This is a genomic window from Falsiroseomonas oleicola, from assembly GCF_019029495.1.
Taxonomy (GTDB): Bacteria; Pseudomonadota; Alphaproteobacteria; order Acetobacterales; family Acetobacteraceae; genus Falsiroseomonas; species Falsiroseomonas oleicola.
Window position 1 is genome coordinate 162,155 of record NZ_JAERQM010000001.1, and the last position, 22,719, is coordinate 184,873.

At 68.9% G+C, this 22,719-nt stretch carries 25 protein-coding genes; 12 read left to right on the plus strand and 13 right to left on the minus strand.

Annotated elements, in window-relative coordinates; all coding sequences use genetic code 11:
* Positions 1-3: 3 nt before the first annotated feature.
* Entirely contained in the window at positions 4-1,164 is a 1,161-nt protein-coding gene (locus tag JJQ90_RS00770; RefSeq protein ID WP_216872570.1) for a hypothetical protein, read from the minus strand.
* 63 nt (positions 1,165-1,227) lie between these two features.
* On the opposite strand from JJQ90_RS00770, the gene JJQ90_RS00775 reads away from it, so the two are divergent.
* Complete coding sequence (locus JJQ90_RS00775; protein WP_216872571.1) at positions 1,228-1,950, plus strand: metallophosphoesterase family protein; 723 nt, start codon at positions 1,228-1,230, stop codon at positions 1,948-1,950.
* Positions 1,951-2,059: 109 nt separating this feature from the next.
* A complete protein-coding gene (rfaE1, locus tag JJQ90_RS00780) occupies positions 2,060-3,520 on the plus strand; it encodes a D-glycero-beta-D-manno-heptose-7-phosphate kinase (protein ID WP_216872572.1) in 1,461 nt (486 codons plus the stop codon).
* A gap of 4 nt (positions 3,521-3,524) precedes the next feature.
* Here rfaE1 and JJQ90_RS00785 read toward each other — a convergent pair whose 3' ends face one another.
* Entirely contained in the window at positions 3,525-4,010 is a 486-nt protein-coding gene (locus JJQ90_RS00785) for an MmcB family DNA repair protein (protein ID WP_216872573.1), read from the minus strand.
* An 86-nt stretch (positions 4,011-4,096) separates the two neighbouring features.
* Between JJQ90_RS00785 and JJQ90_RS00790 the strand changes: the two genes are divergently transcribed.
* Entirely contained in the window at positions 4,097-4,543 is a 447-nt protein-coding gene (locus tag JJQ90_RS00790; RefSeq protein ID WP_216872574.1) for an Rrf2 family transcriptional regulator, read from the plus strand.
* On the opposite strand, the gene JJQ90_RS00795 is transcribed toward JJQ90_RS00790, so the two are convergent.
* Positions 4,531-5,481: an NUDIX hydrolase gene (locus JJQ90_RS00795; RefSeq protein ID WP_230410290.1), complete on the minus strand. Its 951-nt coding sequence runs from the start codon at positions 5,479-5,481 to the stop codon at positions 4,531-4,533. The genes JJQ90_RS00790 and JJQ90_RS00795 overlap by 13 nt on opposite strands.
* Before the next feature lie 63 nt (positions 5,482-5,544).
* On the opposite strand from JJQ90_RS00795, the gene JJQ90_RS00800 reads away from it, so the two are divergent.
* The 4 genes from JJQ90_RS00800 (at position 5,545) to JJQ90_RS00815 (ending at position 9,075) form a co-directional block, all read left to right on the plus strand.
* Positions 5,545-7,353, plus strand: a complete 1,809-nt coding sequence (locus tag JJQ90_RS00800) for an ABCB family ABC transporter ATP-binding protein/permease (protein WP_216872575.1) — start codon at positions 5,545-5,547, stop codon at positions 7,351-7,353.
* A gap of 79 nt (positions 7,354-7,432) precedes the next feature.
* Positions 7,433-7,702 (plus strand): hypothetical protein, encoded by a 270-nt coding sequence (locus JJQ90_RS00805; protein WP_216872576.1) that lies wholly within the window; start codon positions 7,433-7,435, stop codon positions 7,700-7,702.
* Positions 7,703-7,858: 156 nt separating this feature from the next.
* Positions 7,859-8,155 (plus strand): 50S ribosomal protein L28, encoded by a 297-nt coding sequence (gene rpmB, locus JJQ90_RS00810; RefSeq protein WP_216872577.1) that lies wholly within the window; start codon positions 7,859-7,861, stop codon positions 8,153-8,155.
* A gap of 116 nt (positions 8,156-8,271) precedes the next feature.
* Positions 8,272-9,075, plus strand: a complete 804-nt coding sequence (locus tag JJQ90_RS00815; RefSeq protein WP_216872578.1) for a sensor histidine kinase — start codon at positions 8,272-8,274, stop codon at positions 9,073-9,075.
* Here JJQ90_RS00815 and JJQ90_RS00820 read toward each other — a convergent pair whose 3' ends face one another.
* From JJQ90_RS00820 to JJQ90_RS00840, 5 genes are all read right to left on the minus strand, one after another.
* Positions 9,076-9,858 carry an esterase-like activity of phytase family protein gene (locus JJQ90_RS00820; RefSeq protein ID WP_216872579.1) on the minus strand — a complete coding sequence of 261 codons (783 nt, stop codon included), beginning with the start codon at positions 9,856-9,858 and terminating at the stop codon, positions 9,076-9,078. It lies immediately after the preceding gene.
* Positions 9,859-10,013: 155 nt separating this feature from the next.
* On the minus strand, positions 10,014-11,882 hold the full coding sequence (cobT, locus tag JJQ90_RS00825; RefSeq protein ID WP_216872580.1) for a cobaltochelatase subunit CobT: 1,869 nt from the start codon (positions 11,880-11,882) through the stop codon (positions 10,014-10,016).
* A 41-nt stretch (positions 11,883-11,923) separates the two neighbouring features.
* Positions 11,924-12,502 (minus strand): NYN domain-containing protein, encoded by a 579-nt coding sequence (locus JJQ90_RS00830; RefSeq protein WP_216872581.1) that lies wholly within the window; start codon positions 12,500-12,502, stop codon positions 11,924-11,926.
* 35 nt (positions 12,503-12,537) lie between these two features.
* Positions 12,538-13,548 carry a cobaltochelatase subunit CobS gene (gene cobS / locus JJQ90_RS00835; RefSeq protein ID WP_216872582.1) on the minus strand — a complete coding sequence of 337 codons (1,011 nt, stop codon included), beginning with the start codon at positions 13,546-13,548 and terminating at the stop codon, positions 12,538-12,540.
* Between the two features lie 55 nt (positions 13,549-13,603).
* On the minus strand, positions 13,604-14,212 hold the full coding sequence (locus tag JJQ90_RS00840; RefSeq protein WP_216872583.1) for a J domain-containing protein: 609 nt from the start codon (positions 14,210-14,212) through the stop codon (positions 13,604-13,606).
* Between the two features lie 116 nt (positions 14,213-14,328).
* Between JJQ90_RS00840 and JJQ90_RS00845 the strand changes: the two genes are divergently transcribed.
* Positions 14,329-14,607, plus strand: a complete 279-nt coding sequence (locus JJQ90_RS00845; RefSeq protein ID WP_329959333.1) for a BolA family protein — start codon at positions 14,329-14,331, stop codon at positions 14,605-14,607.
* A gap of 4 nt (positions 14,608-14,611) precedes the next feature.
* Here the strand turns inward: JJQ90_RS00845 and JJQ90_RS00850 are convergent, their stop codons facing one another.
* The gene (locus JJQ90_RS00850) at positions 14,612-15,196 is read right to left on the minus strand and encodes a DUF2889 domain-containing protein (protein WP_216872585.1); all 585 of its coding nucleotides are present in this window, start codon (positions 15,194-15,196) and stop codon (positions 14,612-14,614) included.
* A 69-nt stretch (positions 15,197-15,265) separates the two neighbouring features.
* The gene (gene aroB / locus JJQ90_RS00855; protein WP_329959334.1) at positions 15,266-16,912 is read right to left on the minus strand and encodes a 3-dehydroquinate synthase; all 1,647 of its coding nucleotides are present in this window, start codon (positions 16,910-16,912) and stop codon (positions 15,266-15,268) included.
* Between the two features lie 224 nt (positions 16,913-17,136).
* Between aroB and JJQ90_RS00860 the strand changes: the two genes are divergently transcribed.
* Genes JJQ90_RS00860 through JJQ90_RS00875 form a run of 4 tightly spaced genes read left to right on the plus strand, consistent with a single transcriptional unit; the run spans position 17,137 to position 20,143 of the window.
* Positions 17,137-17,283: a hypothetical protein gene (locus tag JJQ90_RS00860; protein ID WP_216872587.1), complete on the plus strand. Its 147-nt coding sequence runs from the start codon at positions 17,137-17,139 to the stop codon at positions 17,281-17,283.
* A 10-nt stretch (positions 17,284-17,293) separates the two neighbouring features.
* Positions 17,294-18,196 carry a tyrosine recombinase gene (locus JJQ90_RS00865; RefSeq protein ID WP_216872588.1) on the plus strand — a complete coding sequence of 301 codons (903 nt, stop codon included), beginning with the start codon at positions 17,294-17,296 and terminating at the stop codon, positions 18,194-18,196.
* On the plus strand, positions 18,193-19,122 hold the full coding sequence (locus JJQ90_RS00870) for an HpcH/HpaI aldolase/citrate lyase family protein (RefSeq protein WP_216872589.1): 930 nt from the start codon (positions 18,193-18,195) through the stop codon (positions 19,120-19,122). The genes JJQ90_RS00865 and JJQ90_RS00870 overlap by 4 nt, the downstream gene beginning before the upstream one ends.
* A gap of 7 nt (positions 19,123-19,129) precedes the next feature.
* The gene (locus tag JJQ90_RS00875) at positions 19,130-20,143 is read left to right on the plus strand and encodes a P1 family peptidase (protein WP_329959335.1); all 1,014 of its coding nucleotides are present in this window, start codon (positions 19,130-19,132) and stop codon (positions 20,141-20,143) included.
* 186 nt (positions 20,144-20,329) lie between these two features.
* Here the strand turns inward: JJQ90_RS00875 and JJQ90_RS00880 are convergent, their stop codons facing one another.
* From JJQ90_RS00880 to JJQ90_RS00890, 3 genes are all read right to left on the minus strand, one after another.
* Entirely contained in the window at positions 20,330-21,064 is a 735-nt protein-coding gene (locus JJQ90_RS00880) for a hypothetical protein (RefSeq protein ID WP_216872590.1), read from the minus strand.
* A gap of 94 nt (positions 21,065-21,158) precedes the next feature.
* Positions 21,159-21,926, minus strand: a complete 768-nt coding sequence (locus tag JJQ90_RS00885; protein ID WP_216872591.1) for an SDR family NAD(P)-dependent oxidoreductase — start codon at positions 21,924-21,926, stop codon at positions 21,159-21,161.
* Between the two features lie 21 nt (positions 21,927-21,947).
* Positions 21,948-22,667, minus strand: coding sequence for a M48 family metallopeptidase (locus JJQ90_RS00890; RefSeq protein ID WP_216872592.1), 720 nt, complete (start codon positions 22,665-22,667; stop codon positions 21,948-21,950).
* Between the last annotated feature and the right edge of the window lie 52 nt (positions 22,668-22,719).

Consider the following 22,719-nt stretch of genomic DNA (forward strand, 5'->3'; position numbering starts at 1 on the left):
ACTTCATGCGGCAGGCCGTGCCGGCTGGGGCCTCTGGGCCATGCTGCCCGCGAGGACATTGGGCAGCTTCGCCGCGAGCGGCGCGGGCAGCGCCGTCGCGGCGTCCCCTTCGACGAGTCGCAGGCCAAGCCGGGCGGCCCAGTCCAGCGCGGCCCTGTCCTCGGCGCCGGACAGGATCAGCTTCGCCGGATCGACCCGCCGCAGCGCCTCCGTCACCTCGGCGGTCGCCAAGGCAGGGGACCAGCTGAGCCGCAGCCAGTCCACCGGTAGCGCCTCGATCGCCATCAGGCGCAGCGCGGTGGCGGTGATGCCCTCGATCTCCAGCTCCCAGCCCTGCGCGGCCAGCCCGGCGCGGCGGGCGGCGAGCATGGCGGGGTCGGCGGCCACTTCCAGGCACATGGTGGCGACCAGCCCGCCACGTCCGGCGCCACCACCGTCACCGCCCCGCCCGCTGAAAGGCGCCAGCGGCACCGGAAGGTGCAGCGGTCCGGGAAGGCTGTTGCCCATCAATTCGCGGCGCTGGAGCGGGTCGCCGATGGCGATCAGCAGCCGGCTGGCGAGGCTCCGCGCCGCATGTTCCAGCACATCGCCATCCGCCCCGAGGCCGCCCAGCAGTCCGGCCAGGGCCGGGCGGTCGATCCACAGGCGCAGGAAGGCCGGCCGCGCCGCGATACCGGAGGCATCGAGCCGCATCCCCGTCGCCCGGCGCGCCACCTGGGCCAGCGACAGGTTCCGCAGCCAGACATCGAGGCCCGCCAGGTCCGGCGCGCGTCCGGCCGCTCTGGCGGACCCGGCCTCCGCCCCGGCGGCGTAGTCCAGCAGCGCCGCCGCATCGCGCTCCAGCGACCAGGCGCTGGTCAGGGGGCCGCCAAGCAGCCGGTCCAGCAAGGCCCGAAGCCGCGCCGCGCGTCCGGCCTCGGCACCGATCAGCAGCAGGTCATGCTGCGCACCCTCCGTCACCACGCCGCCGGCCACCAGGGCACCTTCCTGCAGCAGCGCCAGGGCGACGCGCCGACGATGCGGGACCATCGGCGGCACGCGCAGCACCACCCGCCCGGCGGCATGGCGCAGGGCCTCCCGCATCACCGCGAGCAGGGGCGCGTTCTGCGCCGCCGTGGCGGTTGGCGACGGGGCTTGATCCTTCAGGGCGAGACCGTCTGGCATGTGTCGGGAACCGTGAGGTCGGGATGGCGAGGGCGCCCCCGATCCGCGTAGAATTCGCCTGCAATGCCTGCGAAAGCCTTAATCACACCGCTGCCTGCCCCCGCCTGCCTGCCGCAGGGGCTGCGAATCTACGCCATTGGCGATGTGCATGGCTGCGACCTGGCCCTGGCGGCGTTGCACGACCTTGTCTCGGCCGACCTGGTGGCGCGGCCGGTGACGCGGGCGCTGCTGCTGCATCTGGGCGATTATGTCGATCGCGGGCCGGACAGCGCCGGGGTGCTGGGGCGCCTGGCCCGACCGCTGCCCGGCCTCGAAACGCTGAACCTGCGGGGCAACCACGACCAGATGATGCTCGACGCCCTGGCCCCCGGCGCCACCGAGGCACAGGTGTCGCTCTGGCTGCTGAATGGCGGCGTCGCGACGCTGGAGAGCTACGGCGCAGCGCCGCGCGATCGGGCGAGCTGGCAGCGCATCCCGGATGCGGATCTGGAGCTGCTGCGCGGCTGCCCGACCTGTTTTGAGGCCGGCGGCTATGTCTTCGCCCATGCCGGCATCCGCCCCGGCACCCCGATCGCCACGCAGGACCCGGCCGACCTGATGTGGATCCGGGAGCCCTTTCTGTCCTGGCGCGGCAGCCTGCCGGCGGTGGTGGTGCACGGCCATACCCCCGCCGCAGCGCCGGAGGTGAGGCCGCACCGCATCGGCCTCGACACCGGCGCGGTCTTCGGCGGCCCCCTGACCTGCGGTGTGCTGGAAGCGGATCGGATCGTTTTCCTTCAGGTGTGATCACGCCGGGTGACCGTTTGTTTCCGCTGAGGCCCTGGCTGCCTTGCGTGCAATACGACGATTGGGCTACGCCTTGGTGATGCAAGGCCCCGCGCCCGCCGACCTTCCCATGCCCGAAATCCCCATCGGCGACCTCGTCGAGGCCGTGCGCCAACTCAAGCGCGCCTCGGTGCTTGTCGTCGGCGACGCCATGCTCGACCGCTATGTCTATGGGCAGGTGGAGCGGGTGAGCCCCGAGGCCCCCGTCGCCGTGCTGGCGGTGGAGCGGGAGGTCGCCATGCCCGGCGGCGCCGGCAATGTGGTACGCAACCTGACGGCACTGGGCGCCGCTGTGGCCTTCGTTTCCGTTGTCGGCGACGATCAGGCGGGCAGCGACCTGACCGGGTTGATCGGCGGCCAGCCGAATGTGGAACCCTGGCTGCTGGTGCAGGGCGGCCGCGCCACGACCACCAAGACCCGTTTCATCGCCGCCGGCCAGCAATTGCTGCGCGCCGATCATGAGATGGCCGGGCCGATCCATCCCCGGCTGGCGGAGCGTCTGGTCCGCATCGCCGCCGATGCGGTGGCGGCCACCACGGTCATGGTGCTGTCGGACTACAACAAGGGCGTGCTCTCCGGCGACACGGCGCAGCGTCTGATCACAGCCGCGCGCAGCGCCGGGCGCCGCGTGGTGGTGGATCCCAAGGGGGTCGATTACGCGCGCTATGCCGGCGCCGACCTCATCACGCCGAACCGCGCCGAGCTGAAGCAGGCCACCGGCATGCCGGTGGATACCGAGGCCGCGCTGGTCGCCGCCGCCCAGCGGCTGCGCACGGATCACGGCTTCGGCGCCGTGCTGGTGACCCGCAGCGAGGACGGCATGACCCTGGTCGATGCCGCCGGCGCCCGCCATTTCCCGGCTGAGGCGCCGGAGGTGCATGACGTCTCCGGTGCCGGCGACACGGTGGTGGCGGTGGCCGCCGCCGGCATCGCCGCCGGCCTCGCCGCCCCGGTTGCCGCCCGCCTGGCGAACATCGCCGCCGGCATCGTGGTCGGCAAGATCGGCACCGCCGTGGCGCGGGAGAGCGACCTGCTGGAGGCGCTGACGCCGGAGCGCGGCGCGCTGCGCAAGGTGCAGTCGCGTGCCCAGGCGGTGGAGCAGGTGGAGCGCTGGCGCCGCCGCGGCTGGCGCGTCGGCTTCACCAATGGCTGCTTCGACCTCCTGCATCCCGGCCATGTGCATCTGCTGGAACAGGCCCGGTCCTGGTGCGACCGGCTGGTCGTGGGCCTCAACGCCGATTCCAGCGTCAAGCGGCTGAAGGGTGAGACCCGCCCGATCCAGGGCGATGCCGCCCGCGCCGCCGTGCTTGCCTCCCTCGCCTCGGTCGACCTGGTGACGGTGTTTGAGGAGGATACCCCCCTGGAACTGCTGCGCCTGCTGCGGCCCGAAGTGCTGGTGAAGGGGTCCGACTATACGGTGGACCAGGTGGTGGGCGCCGATCTCGTCAGCGAATGGGGCGGCCAGGTGCGCCTCGCCGCGCTGCTGCCGGGGCAGAGCACCACGGCAACGGTGGCGCGGATTCGCGGCTGAGCCGCTATTCCGCGCGCAGTGCCGCGCGGATTTCCGCCTGCCCGGCCGGGTCCTGCAGGCCGGCCAGCCGGCCAGCGGCCACCATGGCGTAGCGGTGCAGCAAGGCACGGCGACGTGCCGGCGCCAGGGGGTGGGTTGGCGCTTCCCGCACCAGGGTGGCGTCAGGCCCTTCCGTCACCAGCAGGCCGACCTCCTCCGGCAGCAGCGTCTCCGGGAAGTCCAGGTCGACGGCGAAATACAGCCGGTCGCAGAAATCGCGATATTCGGGCCATTTCCCGTCGCTGAGGAAATCCCGCGCGCAGGACTTCACCTCCACCACCGCGAAGCCGCCATCCGGCAGCAGCGCCAGGATATCCGCCCGCCGCCCGTTCGGCAGCGGCATTTCCCGCACCGGCGCCCAGCCACGCTGGGCACAGAACCGCGCGGCGGCACGGCAGACGCTCAGTGTTCGCTCGGGAATGGTGGGTATGGGGGGCAGGGCCAGGGACATGAGCGCATGTTCGTCTTGCGTTCACGTCCCAGTCAAGCGACGGGTTCGATGCGGAACCATTGGCGTCACCGCGCGTGTAGACCGACATGGTCGCAACCCGCTTCGCCGTCGCCGTGCACATTCTCATCCTCCTGGCCACAGCGCCGGGCGGCCAGCTCACGAGCGGCCGGATCGCGGAGAGTGTCGGCACCAACCCCGTCGTCATCCGCCGGCTCGCCGGGCAGCTCGCCCGGGCCGGGCTGATCCGTATCCGGCGCGGTCCAGGTGGGGCCGAGCTGGCCCGGGCGCCGGGGGCGATCACCCTCGGCCAGGTATGGCAGGCGATGCGGCGAAAGGGACTGCCCTTGCTGCCGGTGCATCGCGGTCCGGCGGGGGCAAACGCGGCCCCGGCGATCCCCAGCCTGCTGCGCGGTGTCTTCGATTCGGCGGAGGCGGCGATGGAGGCCAATCTTGCGGCGGTGACGCTGGAGGATCTCTGCCAGCAGATGCGACAGCCGCAGCCGGCCCAGGCGGAGGCCGCTCAGGCCACCTGATCGAGCCCGGCGCGCAGCGCCTCCGCCCCCGGCGCCGCGGCATCCAGCAGGCCGTGGCGCAGGAAGAAGTCGATCAGCACCAGGTTGACGTTGAACTTAACCCGGTCGCGGTCGCGCACCTCCTCCAGCACCCTGGCGGCCGGCCAGAGCTCGAAGCGCTCCACCTCGTCGTCATTCGGGCGCGGCTCCAACCCCTCCGGCAATTCAAGGTCGTGGCAGTGCAGCACGTCCCGGCGCAGGCCTTCGGACGCGGCCATGACATAGGAGACACGGCCGACCGATACGGCGCGGGCGGCGATCTCCGGCGGGATGCTCGCTTCCTCCGCGGCTTCCTTCACCAGCGTCTCGGCGGGTGACAGGCCGGCGGGGACGCCGCCGGCGACGATATTGTCCAGCTTGCCCGGCGCCACCGCCTTCCGGGGAGAGCGCCAGCCGACCCAGAGATGCAGCCCGTCCGGCCGGCGCACGAAGCCGTTGACATGCACGCCCTGGGACATGGCGCCGAAGGCCGGCATGGCGCCGCGGTCCAACTGCGCCAGCACGGGGCCATCCGGTGCCGCGCGGATGTCGAAGGCCTCCCCACGCAGGGTCAGGTGGCCGCGCGCCGCCAGCCCCCGAACCACCATGGCCAGGGCCTGGCTGCGCGCGCCGGGCGCCCGCAGCCGCCCCGCCAGGGCCACACCCTGCTGGTCGAAATGGAAGTCGCGCGGATAGAAGGCCAAGGCGCGCGCCAGATCCATGCCGACCCAGCCGACCTGGTCCTCCCCGATCCTGAAGCGGATGAGGCTGGCCGGGGAGGCGATGTTGTTGCAGGCGGCGATATGCCGCTCAAACGGGGCGAAGTCGGTCGCGGGCGGGTGCATGCCGCCCCTGTAGCGCGCGCCACGCATGGCACGGAAGCCCAGTCGGCGGTTTGCGCCGGGCGCATCAAGGCCCATTTTGGCATCAACCTGCTCCCGGAGCTTCACGTGCAGAAAGAAATTCCCCGCGAGCGCAGTCACATGCGAACGCTACTCACGCTTGCCCCCTATCTCTGGCCGAAGGGCGAGCCTGGCCTGCGGTTCCGGGTTGTCGCCAGCCTGGTGCTGCTGGTTTTCGCCAAGGCCGCCAATGTGGTGGTGCCGATTGCCTTCGCCCGCGCCGTCGATGCGCTGGCACCGCAGGTCGGGCCGGCGGCGACCATCGCCGTGGTGCCGATCGCGCTGGTGCTGGCCTATGGCCTGCTGCGCCTGACCAGCAGCGCCTTCAACGAGGCGCGCGACGCCATCTTCGTGAAGGTGCAGGCCCGGGCGACCCGGCGCATCGCGCTTCAGGTGTTCCAGCACCTGCACGCCCTGTCGTTGCGCTTCCACCTGGACCGGCAGACCGGCGGCCTGTCCCGCGTGCTGGAACGCGGCACGCGCGGCATGACCTTCGTGCTGGACTTCCTGCTGTTCAACATCGTGCCCACCATCTTCGAGATCCTGCTGGTGGCGGCGATCCTGTGGGGGATGTTCGACTTCACCTTCAGCGCCGTCATCATGGTGACGGTCGGCATCTACATCGCCTTCACCCTGATGTTCACCGAATGGCGCCTGCGCTTCCGCCGGGCGATGAACGACACCGACACGGAGGCCAATACCCGCGCCGTCGACAGCCTGCTGAACTTCGAGACGGTGAAGTATTTTGGCAATGAGCGCCACGAGGCCCGCCGCTACGACGCCAGCCTGGAACGCTATGAGCGGGCCTATTCCCGGTCCGAGGTCAGCCTGAATGCGCTGAACTTCGGCCAGCAGTCCGTCATCGCCCTGGGCCTGACGGTGGTGATGATGATGGCGGCCAGCCGGGTCTCTGGCGGCGGGATGACCGTCGGCGACTTCGTGCTGGTCAATACCTACATGATCCAGTTGTTCCAGCCATTGAACTTCCTGGGATTTGCCTATCGCGAGATCAAGCAGGGTCTGGTGGACATGGAGGCCATGTTCACCCTGATGCGGGAGGATCGGGAGATTGCAGATGCCCCCGACGCGCCCGCTTTGGTCGCCACGGGCGGGGAGGTGCGTTTCGAGGATGTCCGATTCGGCTATCGGCCGGACCGGGAAATCCTGAAGGGCGTCAGCTTCACCGTGCCGCCGGGGCGGACGCTGGCCATCGTCGGCCCGACGGGCGCCGGCAAGTCCACCATCAGCCGCCTGCTGTTCCGCTTCTACGACGCGACCGGCGGCCGGGTGGTGATCGATGGGCAGGATGTGCGGGAAGTGCAGCAGGACAGCGTGCGGGCGGCGATCGGCGTGGTGCCGCAGGACACCGTGCTGTTCAATGACAGTATCCGCTACAATATCGCCTATGGCCGCCCCGATGCGAGCCAGGAGGAGATCGAGGCCGCGGCCCGCGCCGCCCAGGTGCATGACTTCGTACTGCGCCTGCCGGATGGCTACGAGACCAAGGTGGGCGAGCGTGGCCTGAAGCTCTCGGGCGGGGAGAAGCAGCGGGTCGCCATCGCCCGCACCCTTCTGAAGAACCCGCGAATCGTCATCCTGGACGAGGCGACCAGCGCGCTGGATACCCGGACGGAACAGGATATCCAGACCGCGCTGCGCGATGCGGCGCGGGGCCGCACCACGCTGGTGATCGCCCACCGCCTGTCCACCGTGGTCGATGCCGACGAAATCCTGGTCTTGCAGGAAGGCCAGGTGGCCGAGCGTGGCCCGCATGCCGCGCTGATCGCGGCCGATGGCCTCTATGCCGCCATGTGGCGCCGGCAGTCGGAGGCCGTGGCGGCCGCCGAAGCCGCCGCCGCCGCGCAGGCCGCTGCCGGATTGCCTGCCTGACCATCAGGATAGGGCGCGTGCGAGGGGTTTCCTCGCCGCGCTGTCCTGCCTATGTCCCGATCCATTGAGGAGGCCACCTATGCAGTTCGACCCCCAGGGCGTGGCCCCGGAAGACCTGAGCCACGCCGGCTCGGTGGTGGACAAGGCCATCGAATACATGCTCGAGCAGGGCATCACGCCGATTTCCATCGCCTCCGCCCTTCTGGGTGGTTCGCTGGGCATGCTGGCGCGCAGCATGGATGACCGGGCCGTGGCTGGCGTGCTGCGCAGCGCCCTGGCCTCCGTCGAGGGCGGGGAGCTGGCGGAGATGCGCCGCGCCGCGGCGGAAGGGCAGAGCGGCGGAAATTGACGCCGCACTGCCGTCGCAAGGCTGTCACGATCGGGCAGCGGACTTGACGAGTGGGGCGTGATCCGCGATAGGCCCCGCTCCGGACCACCTCCGCGCGCGGCCGCCTGGCCCCTTCGGCCCAGGACCCGCGCGTGCGCTTTTCGGGATTGATGTGTCATGGCCCGCCGCTGCGGTATTACCGGCAAGGGCGTGCTGACGGGTAACAACGTCAGCCACGCGAACAACAAGACGCGCCGGCGTTTCCTGCCGAACATGCAGGAGACATCGTTCTTCTCCGACATCCTCGGCACGCCCGTGCGGATGCGCCTGTCGGTCAACGGCATTCGCACCGTCGAGCACAATGGCGGCCTGGACTCCTTCCTGCTCGGCACGCCGAATCGCCGCCTGCCGGTCGAGGCGCAGGTGCTGAAGCGCCGGCTGGAGCGCGCGCGGGACAAGAAGGCCGCGGCCTGATCCTGCGGGCGGGGACTGCCCTCGCCCCCCCTCTGCCTCCCGTGTCACGTTTTCGTTACTTCCGGGCGGTGTGGCATTAAGGGATTGGCAAGGGTGATCGCGGCAAACTCGCCGCGATGTGGACCACCACCACCTTTGCCGCGGCTTTGCTGCTCAGTGGCCCTCTGATCGCCCTGGGCCTGTGGGTGCATGGCGCTCTTGCGGGAGCGCGCCAGCGGGTTGCCTCGGCGGAGAGGCTCGCTGCGGCGCGCGGTCGCTGCCTGTCTCTGGCAGCGCAGGAGTTGCGAGGCCCCGGCCTCGCCCTGATGGCCGCGGCGGACCATTCCGATCTGGTGCGGCCAAGCCAGGACAATCCTATTGAGGCCGTCGCACAGCAATTGCTGCGACTCGCCGACGACCTGGCCGATTTCGCCACGGAACCCGCACCGCGCACGCTGCATGAGGCCCCTGCTTTGCTCGGCCCGGTGGTGGATGCCGCCATCGCCAATGTCGCCGCCCAGCTCCGTCCCGGTCAGCGCCACTGGAAGATCACGCCGGAACTGCGCAGCCTGCGGGTGCAGGCCGACCGTCGCGCGCTGGAAGGGGCGCTCTCCGCCTTGCTGCGACGCGCCGCGCGCCATTCGCGGGACGGCGATGTGGTTGCCCTGCGCCATGTGCTGGGCGCCGAGACGGTGGCCATCATCGTCGAGGATGAGGGGGATGGCCTGCCCGCCCAGGACCTGGTGACGGAGACCGCCAGCGGTCTCCAGCATGGCATGGTCGGCACGGCCAATGGCACGCGCGGACTTGATCTGGGCCTGACGCTCGCGCGTTCACTCGCCGTGGCGCATGGCGGCGATATCCGGCTGGAAAGCGCGCCGGGAATCGGCGCACGGGCGTGGCTCACACTGCCCAGCACCAGGGTGCTGGGGCCGGCATGACTACGGTTCCAGCGTGAAGAGCAGCAGGATGGTGGCCTGCAGGATGCTCTCATTGTCATCCGAGATCACGGCGACCAGCAGCCGCCCCCGCCAGGGCAGGACGGCGACACCCTCGTAGTTGTCGACCGGCAGCGGCGCGGCGAAGCGCAACAATTCCTCCCCTTGCAGCACCGGGGCCGACCAGGCGGAGGGCGCCAGGCGCACCAGCCGGCCGGAGAACCCGCCGAACAGGCTGAACCCACGTTCCAGCACCAGCGCCCCACCATCGGGCAGTGCCGCCGCGTCCACAGGGTCGAGTCGCGGGGCCGGGCGGTAGGAAAGGCGCTGCCAGGCCCCCGGCCGACCGATCCAGCCCTGCCGGTCCGCGGGCGCATTGGGCGGCGCCAGCCCCTCGGACAAGGCAAACCAGCGCCCATCCGCCAGCACGGTCAGGGATTCCAGCGCCGCATTTCTTGGCGAGCGTTCCAGGCCAGGGGGCGGCGGCACTTCCCGCCCCGGCCCAGCCAGGTCGCGATGCTGCTGGATGCGGTGGCGGCGCTCGAATCCGATCAGCCAGGACCCGTCCGGCAGCCGCGCCAGTGCCTCCGCATCTCCATTCGTTCCCGACAAGGGGCGCCCTGCGCTATCGCGCAGCGGGCCGCTGCGCAGCTGTGACAGGGCCCGCGGCCGGCCAGCTTCATCCAATGCCAGCCGCATCTGCACGAAACGGCCACGGTCGCTGATGGTGGTCAGTGTGAGGTCCGGCGCCAGATGCAGGCCGGACAGCCCGCCAAAGCCCAGCACGCCGGTATTGATCCGCAGCCCACCCAGCAGACGCAGCGGCCCTGGCGGCAGTTCCGGCAGGTCCAGCCGACGGGTGAGCGCGGGACCTTCCGCGCTGCCGGCACAGCCGGGCAGCGCGGCGAAAGCCGCCGCAAGGGCGGCGCGGCGGTGGAAGATCAGGCGATCTGCGCCGCGCGTTCCGAGGAAGCCCGCTGCCAGGCCATCGCCGCATCCTCGTCGAACAGTTCGGCGAGCTTCTTCATCATGGTGCCGCCCAACTCCTCGGCATCCACGATGGTCACGGCGCGGCGGTAGTAGCGGGTGACGTCGTGGCCGATGCCGATGGCGATCAACTCCACGGCCTCCCGCCCCTCGATCTCCCCGATCACCTTGCGCAGGTGGCGTTCCAGGTAGTTGCCCGGGTTCACGGACAGGGTGCTGTCATCCACCGGCGCGCCATCCGAGATCACCATCAGGATGCGGCGATGCTCGGTGCGGGTCAGCAGGCGCCTATAGGCCCATTCCAGCGCCTCGCCGTCGATGTTCTCCTTCAGCAGCCCCTCGCGCAGCATCAGCCCGAGATTCTTGCGGGCACGGCGCCAGGGGGCGTCGGCGGACTTGTAGATCACGTGGCGCAGGTCGTTCAGGCGACCCGGATTGCGCGGCTTGCCTTCCTGCACCCAACGCTCGCGGGACTGGCCGCCCTTCCAGGCGCGGGTGGTGAAGCCGAGGATCTCGGTCTTCACTGCGCAGCGTTCCAGCGTGCGGGCCAGGATGTCGCAGCACATGGCGGCGACGGTGATCGGCCGGCCGCGCATGGAGCCCGAATTGTCGATCAGCAGCGTCACCACGGTGTCGCGGAAATCGGCCTCCCGCTCCCGCTTGTAGGACAGCGACTGCATCGGGTTCACCACGACGCGGGCCAGCCGCGCCACGTCCAGCAACCCTTCCTCCAGGTCGAATTCCCAGGCGCGCTGCTGCTGCGCCATCAGCCGGCGCTGCAGGCGATTCGCCAGCTTGGAAACCACCCCTTGCAGATGCGAAAGCTGCTGGTCGAGTTGCTGGCGCAGACGCGCCAACTCCTCCGCATCACACAGGTCGTCGGCCTCCACCACCTCGTCGAAGGCCTTGTTATAGGCGCGGTAGACGGAGGCATCGTCGGTGGCCGGCACTTCCTTGCGCTGCTGCGGGCCGCCGGGGCGGTCGTCGCCCTCGGCCGCGGCGCCTTCCTCCTCGCCTTCCTCGCCGTCATCCTCGGCGCTGTCGCCCTGCATGGTCTCGGGCTGGGCACCGAGCATGCTCTCGGTGTCCTGGGCCTGGGATTCACCCTCGCCGGACTGGTCCTGCTGCGAGGTGGTCTCACCGCCCTCGCCTTCCTCCTCATCCTGCTCGGCCTCGGTCTCCACCTCGGCCTCGGCCAGGTCGAGCGCAGCCAGCAGCTTGCGCGCGGCGCGGCCAAAGGCGTCCTGGTCGCCGCTCTTGTCGGCCATTTCCTTCAGCGCGGATTCGGCGGATTCGCCGATGGTGTCGCGCCACATCTCCAGAATGCGCTGCGCCGGGGCCGGGGCCGGCTGGCCGGAAAGCCTTTCGCGGGCCAGCAGGCCCAGCGCGGCGGCCAAGGGCAACTGGTCCTTCCGCGTCATACGGTCGTAGCCTTCCGACTCGCACTGGTCGGTCAGGCGGGCGCGCAGATTGGCGGCGACGCCGGACATATGCTGACTGCCCACCACTTCGACGCGCACATCCTCCAGCGCATCGAACACCTCCCGCGCCTCGCGGCGAGCGGGGATGCGGTTGGCGTGCACGCCCTCATCATGGTGGCGCAGCTTCAGGGCGATGGCGTCCGCGGCGCCGCGCAGCTTGGCCATTTCGGCCGGCGGCAGGGCGCGGGTCGGCAGCGGCAGGCGGGCGCGCTTGCCGGCGAGGCCGGAGGGGCCGGGCTGGTAGGCGACCTGCACTTCCGGCTGGCGGGCGATGGCGCGCACGGCGCCCGCGGTGGCGCGCTTGAATTCTTCCTGCCGCGTCTGGTCGGGCTTGCCGGTCACCTTCCTACCTTCTCACTTAATTTGCTGGCACCCTAGAATGCTTAAAGAAGCTGGAGACTGCTAGCAGACAAAGTTCGGAACTCATGAACATACGCTTCAAGCGAAATAGAAATACCGCGGTCAATAAAGGCGACCTCGTTGCGCCATCCCTTGTCCTGAGATTTAATCAGCGGCGGAACATAATCCGCATCGCCCGCAACCAGGACAATTGTTGACGGCCCCTGCTGCGTATAGATTGTTTCCATAATCTCCACAATAAGATACGCATCATCCTGCTTGGATCTGTTACCCGTGCCAAGATACCCGCGCCTAACGACAAAACCCTTGCTCTCAGCAGCCTTCCAGAAACTATCATCGTCGGGGATTACGCCCGCAATGTAAGCACTACCAACAGCGCGAGTGTTCCCATTCGAGTCCTTTGCGACTTCCATCAACAGTCGACCAAAATCTATTCTATAGGAACGCCCGCCCTCATTATTCCGTATCCCGTAAAATAAATTTTGGTCGTCTACAAAAACATGGACCACACCATTTGCGAGATCTTGGTGCTGAGCAGCCCGCCCAACTCTTTTGGTAGCTTGGCCAGATGATTTCTTAATTTTCTTCGCTTTGCCGGCCATAGCTGCACTCCCCCAAGATCAAGCTAGTGGATAACTCACCCCGCCTTGCGCAGCGAGCTGCCGGTCGGCAGTTCCTCGTTGAAGCAGCGCTGATAGTATTCGGCGACGGTGCCGCGCTCGGCCTCGTCGCACTTGTTCAGGAAGGTCATGCGGAAGGCGAAGCCGATATCGCCGAAGATCCGCACATTCTCCGCCCAGGTGATGACGGTGCGCGGGGACATGACGGTGGAGATGTCGCCGGCGATGAAGCCGGCGCGGGTCAGGTCGGCCAGCGCCACCATGGCCTCCGTCTGGCGCTTCATCTTCGCGTCCTTGTCGTCCCAGCCGAGCTTGGCCATGACGATCGCGGTTTCCTGCGCATGCGGCAGGTAGTTCAGCGTGGCCACCAGGTTCCAACGGTCCATCTGACCTTGGTTGATCTGCTGCGTGCCATGATACAGGCCGGTCGTGTCGCCCAAGCCGACCGTGTTCGCCGTGGCAAACAGGCGAAACATCGGATGCGGGCGGATCACCTTGTTCTGGTCGAGCAGGGTCAGCTTGCCCTCCACCTCCAGCACGCGCTGGATCACGAACATGACGTCCGGGCGGCCGGCATCGTATTCGTCGAAGACCAGCGCGCAGGGGTGCTGCAGGGCCCAGGGCAGGATGCCTTCACGGAATTCCGTGATCTGCTTCCCGTCCTTCAACACGATGGCGTCCTTGCCGATCAGGTCGATGCGGGAAATGTGGCTGTCCAGGTTCACGCGGATGCAGGGCCAGTTCAGCCGTGCCGCCACCTGTTCGATATGCGTGGACTTGCCGGTGCCGTGATAGCCCTGGACCATCACGCGGCGGTTGAAGGCGAAGCCGGCCACAATGGCCAACGTCGTCTCACGGTCGAAGCGGTAGGTGCTGTCGATCTCCGGCACGTGCTCGGTGCGGCGGCTGAAGGCGGGCACCACCATGTCGCTATCGATACCGAAGACGTCGCGCACGGCGAGCTTGATATCCGGCTGGTCGATCGCGGAGGTGGGGTTGATCTCGGCGAGGCTGGCGGCCTTGTTCATATCTCGGTCCGGCTGTGACATCGATTGCAATCCTAAGGCGCCCAGGCGGGCGCGGCTACCCGGCAGAAGCGGGTGCGGGCATCGCTTTGCCCGGAAGTTTACGTCGGACGAGGCTGTAGGCGCGATTGATGTCCTTCAGCCGCTCCTCCGCCTGGCGATCGCCGCCATTGGCATCGGGGTGGTAACGCTTGGCGAGTTCCTTGTAACGCGTGCGCAGCGCCAGGGAATCGATGGGCCAGCCGAGGCCCAGCACATCCAGCGCGGCGCGCAGCTCCGCCGGCGGCTCATCCGGCCGCGGCTGGCGGGCACGGCGCTGGGCATGCAGCGGGGTCGCGCCGAGCACGCCCAGCGGATCGCGCAGCGCCTCCGTATCGAAGGGATTGGCGCCACCCAGCCGGCCGAGCGGCCAGGTCGGCCGCTGCCAGCCGCTGTCGGAGCGCAGATTGGCCTCGATCTCGCCAGCGCTCATGCCCTTGTAGTAGTCCCAGGCCCGGTTATAGGCGCGCACATGTTCCAGGCAGAACCATCGATACTCATTGAGCGTCTTGCGGTCGCGCGGAGCGCGGTAGTCGCCGGCCGCGGCACAGCCCGGCTGCTCGCAGAGCCGCACCGGCGCCTCCGGCTCCGCGGTCAGTGTTCCGATGCGGTCGCCACGTCGCGCCATGCGGGTCTTATGGTCGTCGCATTTCCCCGGCGCAAGCGGGCGGCGCGCATCGGGGCCATGCCTGGCCGGACCATGGCGGAACTGGCGAGCCATCCCATATGCAAAAGGAATACATGATGAGCCGAGCCGAGCGGATCGCAGCAAGGCTGCGCGAGACCTTCGCCGCGGCGGAGGTCGTCGTGCAGGACGACAGTGCCCAGCATGCCGGCCATGCCGGCGCCCGGCCGGGTGGGGAGACGCATTATTCGGTGCGCATCGTCTCCCCTGCCTTCAGCGGACTCAACCGCGTCGCCCGGTCCCGCGCCGCGCATGAGGCGCTGGCGGCGGAATTCGACACCGGGCTGCATGCGCTATCGCTGAGGCTGCTGACGCCGGAGGAGGCGGCGAAGGGCTGAAACCCTACTCCGCGCCGCCACCCTCCCGATGCCGCCGCACCACCGGGCTGTCTTCGGCATAGGCGTAGCAGCTTCCGATCGGCAGTCGCCGCGGCGGCGGGGCTTCGGAGGTGTCGCCGGCCGCGATCGCCGCCGCACGCCTCGCACGGTCGCGGCGCCACTTCCAGGGGGCGATGGTCTGGTAGGCCACCGTCGCCATCTGGGCCATCACCTCCCGCAGATGGGTGCAGCCGAGCACGCCGCCGACCCGTTCCTTCACCGCCCGGTTGAAGCCCGGGCCGATGGAAACGCCGGCCAGGCGGCTCATGCTCTGCGCGGCCTTGGGGCAGATCTCATAGGGGGTGAAGTCGGAAACGGCCTCGCAGGCGTGGATCATCATCGCCTCATCCACGGTCAGGCGCACCCACATGCCGTGCAACTGGTCGCCGGGCGCCAGCGTGCCGCGGTCCATGTTGTCGAAGGGGTAGGACTTGGTGTCGACGAGATGCGCCTCGATGTCGAACAGCCCATCGGTGCGCTGATAGCCATCCAGGGTGATCTGGCGGCGGTGCAGCGGAACGCGCGGAACCTCGGGCTCGGGAAGCGGCATCGGGCAGGGGATCCCCGGATGGTGCAGTGCAGCGCCCGGGTATCGCATGCGTTTGCCAGTACAGGAAGGCTACGCCGCCGCGCCCTCATCCCGCAGCAGGGACATGACGGCGGCCGGCGGCACTTCCGAGGTCGTGAAGGCATCCCCCGGCCCGCGCAGCAGCACGAAGCGCATCGCCCCGTCCCGCACCTTCTTGTCCTTGCGCATCCTCGTCATCAGCCGCTCCGCCGAGAATGAACGCGGCAGGTCGCCGATCCGCGCCGGCAGCCCACAGGCCTGAAGATGGGCGATCACCCGCCCCGGCAGTTCCTGCGAACAGAAGCCCAGCCGGGCGGAGAGTGAGGCCGCGAGGCCGAGGCCCACCGCCACCGCCTCCCCATGCAGCAGCGTGCCGCCATAGCCGCATTCCGCCTCGAAGGCGTGCCCGAAGGTATGGCCGAGGTTGAGCAAAGCGCGGCCGCCCTCGGCGCTTTCCTCCCGCTCATCCGCCGCCACCACGCCGGATTTCAGGCGGCAGGATTCCAGCACGGCATGGGCCAGCGCGGCCGGATCACCGGCCACCGCCCTCGCCCCCTCGGCCTCGCACCAGTCCCAGAGCGCGCCCTGCAACAGCCCGTGCTTGGCGACTTCAGCATAGCCCGCCCGCAATTCGCGCGGCGGCAGGGTGGCGAGCACGGTGGTGTCGGCCAGCACCAGCAAAGGCTGATGAAATGCGCCGACGAGGTTCTTTCCCAGGCCGAGATTGATGCCGGTCTTGCCGCCCACCGAACTGTCCACCTGCGCCAGCAGGGTGGTCGGCACCTGGATGAAGGGCAGGCCGCGCAGCGCGACCGCCGCGGCGAAGCCGGCCAGGTCGCCGACCACGCCGCCGCCGAGGGCGACCACCGCGGTGCGCCGGTCCGCCCCGGCGGCCAGCGCCGCCTCCACCACCTTCTCCAACTGGGCGAAGGACTTGCTGGCCTCGCCCGGCGGCACCTCCACGGTCGCCACCAGTGTGATCCCGGCCTGTTCCAGGCCAGCGCGCAGCGCCGGCAGGTGCAGCGGCGCGACGCTGGAATCGGTGACCACCACCGCGCGGCGCGCCGGCAGGACGGGGGCCATCAGCGCGCCGGCGCGTTCCAGCAGCCCGTCACCCACCACGATGTCATAGCTGCGCTCCGACAGGCGCACCTTCAGCCGGGCGGGGTCGCGATGCACCGCCAAGGCGTCCATCACCCGCTTTGTCGTCGTCTCGGGCGGTTCGTCGGTGCAGTCCACGATCACTTGGGCCTCTGCGAAGGTCGGGTGGCGCGCGACCATCAGGCGCTCCAGCACCTCGCGCGGGTCCCGGTTGAGAAACATCGGGCGGTGGTCCCGCCCCGCGACTCGGCGCAGCAGCACCGGCAGGGTGCAGCGCAGCCAGACCGCCAGGGCGCCGGATTCGCGCACCGCCGCGCGCGTCCGCGCATCGGTGAAGGCCCCTCCACCGGTGGCCAGCACCAAGGGCGGGCCGGCCAGCAGCCGGGCGATGACGCGGCGCTCCCCATCCCGGAAATGCGGCTCCCCATAGCGGCTGAAGATCTCGGTGATGGGCAGGCCGGCGGCCGCCTCGATCTCCGTATCCGCGTCGAGAAAGGGCAGGTCGAGCCGCGCCGCCAGGCGCTTGCCGATGGAGGATTTGCCACAGCCGGGCATGCCGACCAGCACGATGCTGCGCGGCGAAGGGGAGAAGGCCACCGCCTCGGGCGGTAGGGCCTCAGCCTGAGGCCAGGTCGAAAGGGCGCTGTTGCGTGACACGGTGGCGGAGGCTACAGCACTTTCCGCCTGGACGTAATCGTCCGAGCCGGGTGTATACTGTGGATTCAGTTGCTTCGAGAAGGAAGCTTCCCGCCACGGACGCCCGGTCCCAGGAGGGGCGACCGTGTTTGCACGGCCCCAGCGCGTGAGGATCCCCATCCACGATGTTTCGTCACCCTCTGCTCCTGCTGGCCGCCGTCATCTTTGCGCTGCTGGTGGTCGGGTTGCTGGGCATAGGGGCCTTCCCGCCTTCCGTCGCGCCGCAGCCGGTGGAGCGCAGCGTGCCCGCCGAGCGCTTCGGAACCCGCTGACGCCGCCACTATGGATCGGCACGCGGAGGCCTTTCTCGAAATGCTGGCGGCCGAGCGTGGCGCGGCCCGCAACACCCTGGCCGCCTATGCTGCCGACCTGGCCGATTTCAGCGACCATTGCGCGCCGCGCGGCATCACCCCGCTGACCGCCGATGCCGGCACCATCCAATCCTATCTGCGCGCCCTGACCGATGCCGGCTTCGCCGCCCGCACCGCCGCCCGCCGCCTTTCCGCGCTGCGCCAGTTCTTCCGCTTCCTGGTGCAGGAAGGGCTGCGGGAGGATGATCCGACAGCGCTCGAGGAAGGCCCCCGCCTGCCCGCCAGCCTGCCCAAGCCGCTGGCGGAGGCGGAGATGGAGGCGCTGCTGGAAGGCGCCGCCCGGCTGCCCGGCAACCGTGGCCCCTTCGCCGTCGCGCTGATCGAACTGCTCTACAGCAGCGGCCTGCGCGTGAGCGAATTGGCCGCCCTGCCCGCCAGCGCGCTGCGGCCGGGCCAGCCGCTGGTCACCGTGCGCGGCAAGGGCAACAAGGACCGCCTGGTGCCGATCTCCACCCGGGCGCGCGCCGCCGTCCAGGCAGCGCTGGAGGCGCGGCCCAACCCGGAAAAACCTTCCCGCTGGCTGTTTCCCTCCCGCGCGGCGGAAGGGCATGTGACGCGCCAGACGATCGGGCTGATCCTGAAGGATGCGGCGCTGAACGCCGGGCTGGACCCGGCCAGGGTCAGCCCGCATGTGCTGCGGCATTCCTTCGCCTCCCACCTCCTGGCCCGCGGCGCCGATCTGCGCAGCCTGCAGGTGCTGCTGGGCCATGCGGATATCGCCACCACGCAGATCTACACCAAGGTGCTGGAGGAGAAGCTCCAGCGTCTGGTCCAGGACCATCACCCACTCGCTGTGCAGGAAACCGCGCCATGACCGCCGCCCCCCTCGCCCGTCTGCACCGCAGCGAACTCGCCGTGCCGGCGATCCGCCCGGAGCTGTTCCCGAAGGCCGCCGCCGGCCTCGCCGATGCGGTGTTCCTCGACCTGGAGGACAGCGTGCCGGAGGCCGAGAAGGACCGCGCCCGCGCCAATGCCGTCGCCGCGTTGGCCGGCATCGACTGGGGCCGCAAGATCCTGGCGGTGCGGGTGAACGGCCAGGACACGCCGCATTTCTACAAGGATGTCATCGCCCTGCTGGAAGCTGCCGGCGACCGTCTCGACGTCATCATGATCCCCAAGGTCGGCGATCCGAGGGAGGTCTTTGCCGCCGACCTGCTGTTCAGCCAGATCGAGGCCAGCGCCGGCCGCGCCCGCCGCGTCGGCCTCGGCTTGGTGATCGAGACGGCCAAGGGCCTGGCGAATGTGGAGGCGATCGCCACCGCCTCCCCCCGCAATGAGAGCCTGCATCTGGGCGTGGCCGACCTCGCCGCCAGCCTCGGCATGCGCACCACGGCGATCGGCGGGCTGAACCCGGACTATGCCAGCCCGGCCGGGTTGCTGGACCCCTGGCATTTTGCGGTGTCCCGCGTGATCACCGCCGGCCGCGCCGCCGGGCTGCGTCCGATCGACGGGCCCTATGGCGATTTCCGCGATGCGGAGGGGCTGGAGGCCGCGGCGCGGCGTGGCCGGGCGCTGGGCGCGGAGGGCAAAATGGTGATCCACCCCAACCAGGTCGCCACGCTGAACACCGCCTTCCAGCCAGATGAGAAGGAAGTCGTCCAGGCCCGCCGCGTGCTGGCGGCGATGGAGGCCGCCCGACTTGAAGGCCGCGCCGCCGTGGCGCTGGACGGCAAGCTGCTGGACATCGCCTCGATCCGCCAGGCCGAAGCGATGGTCGCCAAGGCCGAACGGGCGGCCTGAGGCGATGGTGCCCGCCGCCGACCGCCTCTGCCGCCTGATGGGCGGCGCCATCACCGATGTCGCCGGCGTGAAGGTCGGCCATTTCACCGAGACCCGCCGCCCCACGGGCTGCACCGTGATCCTGACGGAGGAAGGTGCCGTGGCCGGCGTCGATGTGCGCGGTGCCGCGCCGGGGACGCGGGAGACGGAGTTGCTCGATCCCTCCAACCTGGTGGAGCAGGTGCATGCCGTGCTGCTCTCCGGCGGCAGCGTCTTCGGGCTGGAGGCGGCGACCGGCGTGGTGCGGTGGCTGGAGGAGAAGGGCATCGGCTTTCCCGCCGGCCCGGCCACCGTGCCGATCGTGCCCGCCGCCATCCTGTTCGACCTCGACCACGGCGACCACCACATCCGGCCCGATGCCGCCGCCGGCCATGCCGCCTGCGCGGCCGCGACCAGCCTGCCGCCGGCGGAAGGGTCGGTGGGGGCGGGCACCGGGGCGACGGTGGGCAAGCTGTTCGGCGCGGCCCGCGCCATGAAGGGCGGTATCGGCACCGCCTCGGTGAAGCTTGGCCAGATCACGGTGGGCGCCATCGTCGCGGTGAATGCGGTGGGCGATGTGGTGGACCCCGCCAGCGGCCGCGTTCTGGCCGGCGCGCGCGACACGGCCGAGGGACGTGAGCGCATCGGCACCGTCGACAGCATCCTGCGCGGCGACCTGCCCGCCATCCTTCAGGCGGGCATGGCGACCACCATCGGGGTCGTCGCCACCGATGCGACCCTGACCAAGGCGCAGGCCCGGCGCTTGGCCCAGGTGGCGCATGACGGCCTGGCCCGCACCATCAACCCGGTTCACACGATGTGGGACGGCGATACGATCTTCGCGCTGGCGACCGGCAAATCCGGCCAGGCGGGGAACATGACCGTTCTGTCCGTGATGGCGGCGGAGGCGATGGCGGCGGCCGTGCTGCGGGCCGTGCTGCACGCCCAGGCCATCGCCGGCCCGGGCGTCCCGCAGCTACCGACCGCGTCGGATTTCGACTGACATCAGCCTTTGTGCACGCGCAGCGGCCCGAAGCTCTGGCTCACGGGCATGACCTGCAAGGTGTTCACATTCACCCGCGCCGGCCGCGTCGCCACCCAATGCACGGCATCGGCGATATCCTCCGGTAGCAGCGGGTCTGCGCCGGCAAAGGGCGCAAATGCATTCTTTAGTCAGATATTTTTCAGCCTAATGCAATCCTCGACGTGGCGCGGCTCGAATCACAGAATTTAGCGCCTGCCACACCGAGCGAGCGACATGTCTAATTGCTCCCTGCTTCATACGCGCATATACGACAGTTCCAATCGCATCCAAATCACTCTCACCCCTATAATGTCGAGCAATCGGACGAAGATTGCGTATTATGGCCAGCATATCCTCCAACGAAATAGAAGCACTTTCGCCCAACCCATATAGTTGAACGCTTTTATTTATGCGATGAGCAATCAAAAAATAATCCTGCTGCGGCTTGAGACTGAAGACCTGCTGGAAGAACGGAATTGCGCGGCCATTTGAAGCAGCCACCTCCCGCGCCACCTTTTGAAAGATACTTCCACCCGGTCGCTCAGACCGAAATCTGTCTCTGCCAATCTCGAAGAGTGCCGAAGGGACAGGATATGCCGCACCCATTCCAGCAAAAAGAAAATTCGCAGATTGACCGCGCTCAAAGCTCTCCCTCATTTCGACACCACCCTCACTCATTGCCCGGGCAGATAAATCCGGATCGAAAAATAGAAGCATGATTTCGGGCCCGAGCGCATCATCAAACTGATTTTTATTTTCGAGGCAAGATTGAATCAGCATTTCCATAGCCGAACTGCTGCCGTGCAACATGATTAATATATTTGCTGGATTAGCGGCGCCTTGATCTGTATCGAAAAACCAGTGAAATATTGCTCCAGGATGCCCTTCCTTGACGTCCATATCTCCTCCCATCTTCAAAATCGGTATTTGTTTTTATTAACGAAGGTTTGCGTAATCATAATAGAAAGTAATTCTGCGACCGTCAATAATGTTGTTATTTCAAATCAATCTTGTGCACGCGCAGCGGCCCGAAGCTCTGGCTCACCGGCATCACCTGCAAGGTGTTCACATTCACCCGCGCCGGCCGCGTCGCCACCCAATGCACGGCATCGGCGATATCCTCCGGCAGCAGCGGATCGGTGCCGGCATAGGGCGCCGCGGCCTTTTCCGCATCGCCCTTGAAACGCACCGCGCTGAATTCCGTACCGCCGACCAGGCCGGGTTCGATATCGGTCACTCGCACCGCCGTGCCATACAGGTCGGCGCGCAGATTCAGGCTGAAATGCCGGACGAAGGCCTTGGTGGCACCGTAGACATTGCCACCCGGATAGGGCCACTCACCGGCCGTCGAGCCGATATTCACCACATGCCCGCGATTGCGCGCCACCATCCCCGGCAGCACGGCGCGCGTCACATACATCAGCCCCTTGCAGTTGGTATCGACCATCGCCTCCCAGTCATCGAGGTCGGCGCCTTGGGCGGGGTTCAGGCCGAGCGCCAGCCCTGCATTGTTCACCAGCAGGTCGATGTCCATGAAGCCGGCCGGCAGCTCGGCCACCGCCTGCGCCACCGCGGTGCGGTCGCGCACATCCAGCGTCACCGCATGGCAGCGCTCCGCGCCGAGTTCCGCCACCAGCCCCTCCAGCCGATCCTGTCGGCGGCCGGCCGCGACGATGTGCCAGCCATCGGCGGCGAAGCGCCGTGCGATGGCCAGGCCGAAGCCGGCGGTGGCGCCGGTGATGAGGGCGATGGGTGCGGTCATCAGTCGTCTCTCCTGCAACAGTCAGCCAACGCGCAACAGCCTCGGCCCATGGGCGCGCAGCCAGGCGACGGCGACCGCGCGATGCGGCGTCAACCGCGTGACCAGCGCCCAGAAACGGGCTGAGTGGTTCATCTCCCGCAGATGCGCCACCTCATGCGCCACCACGTAGTCCAGCACCCAGGCCGGCGCCATCACCAGGCGCCAGGAGAAGGCGAGCGTGCCATCCGGCGCGCAGCTGCCCCAGCGGGTGGTGGTATCCTTGATGAGGATGCCGCGCGGGGTGGCGCCCAGCCTCGCCGCATGCGGCCCGACCAGCGCGGCGATGCGCCGCCTCGCCTCCGCCCGCAGGAAATCGGCCACGCGGCGCGGCAGGAAGGCGGGATCGCCGGTGATGACCAGGTCGCGGCCATCGAGGAAGGCGCCGCCCCGCGCCTCCTCTTCATGTCTTATGAGAAAATCCTGCCCGCCGAGGCTGATGCACCCGCCATCCACCAGCGGCGTGGCCGGCGCCAGCGCCGCCAGACGGTCCAGCACCCAGGATCGGTTTTCGTGCAGCAGCGCCATGCCGGCGCGTCGCCCTGCGCGCGGCGGCAGGACCACCACCACCGCCCCCTGGCGCGGGCAGATGCGCAGCGAAACCTGCCGCGCCCGCGCCGTCGGGCGCCACTGCACCCGGCATTCCCCGCTCTGCCCCGCCACGGCGCCCGGCAATACGATGATTTCGGAATCGGGCAGGTTCATTGACCCAATGATGTCGCAAGGCGGGGCGCCACCGCAACGGCGGCGCCCCCCC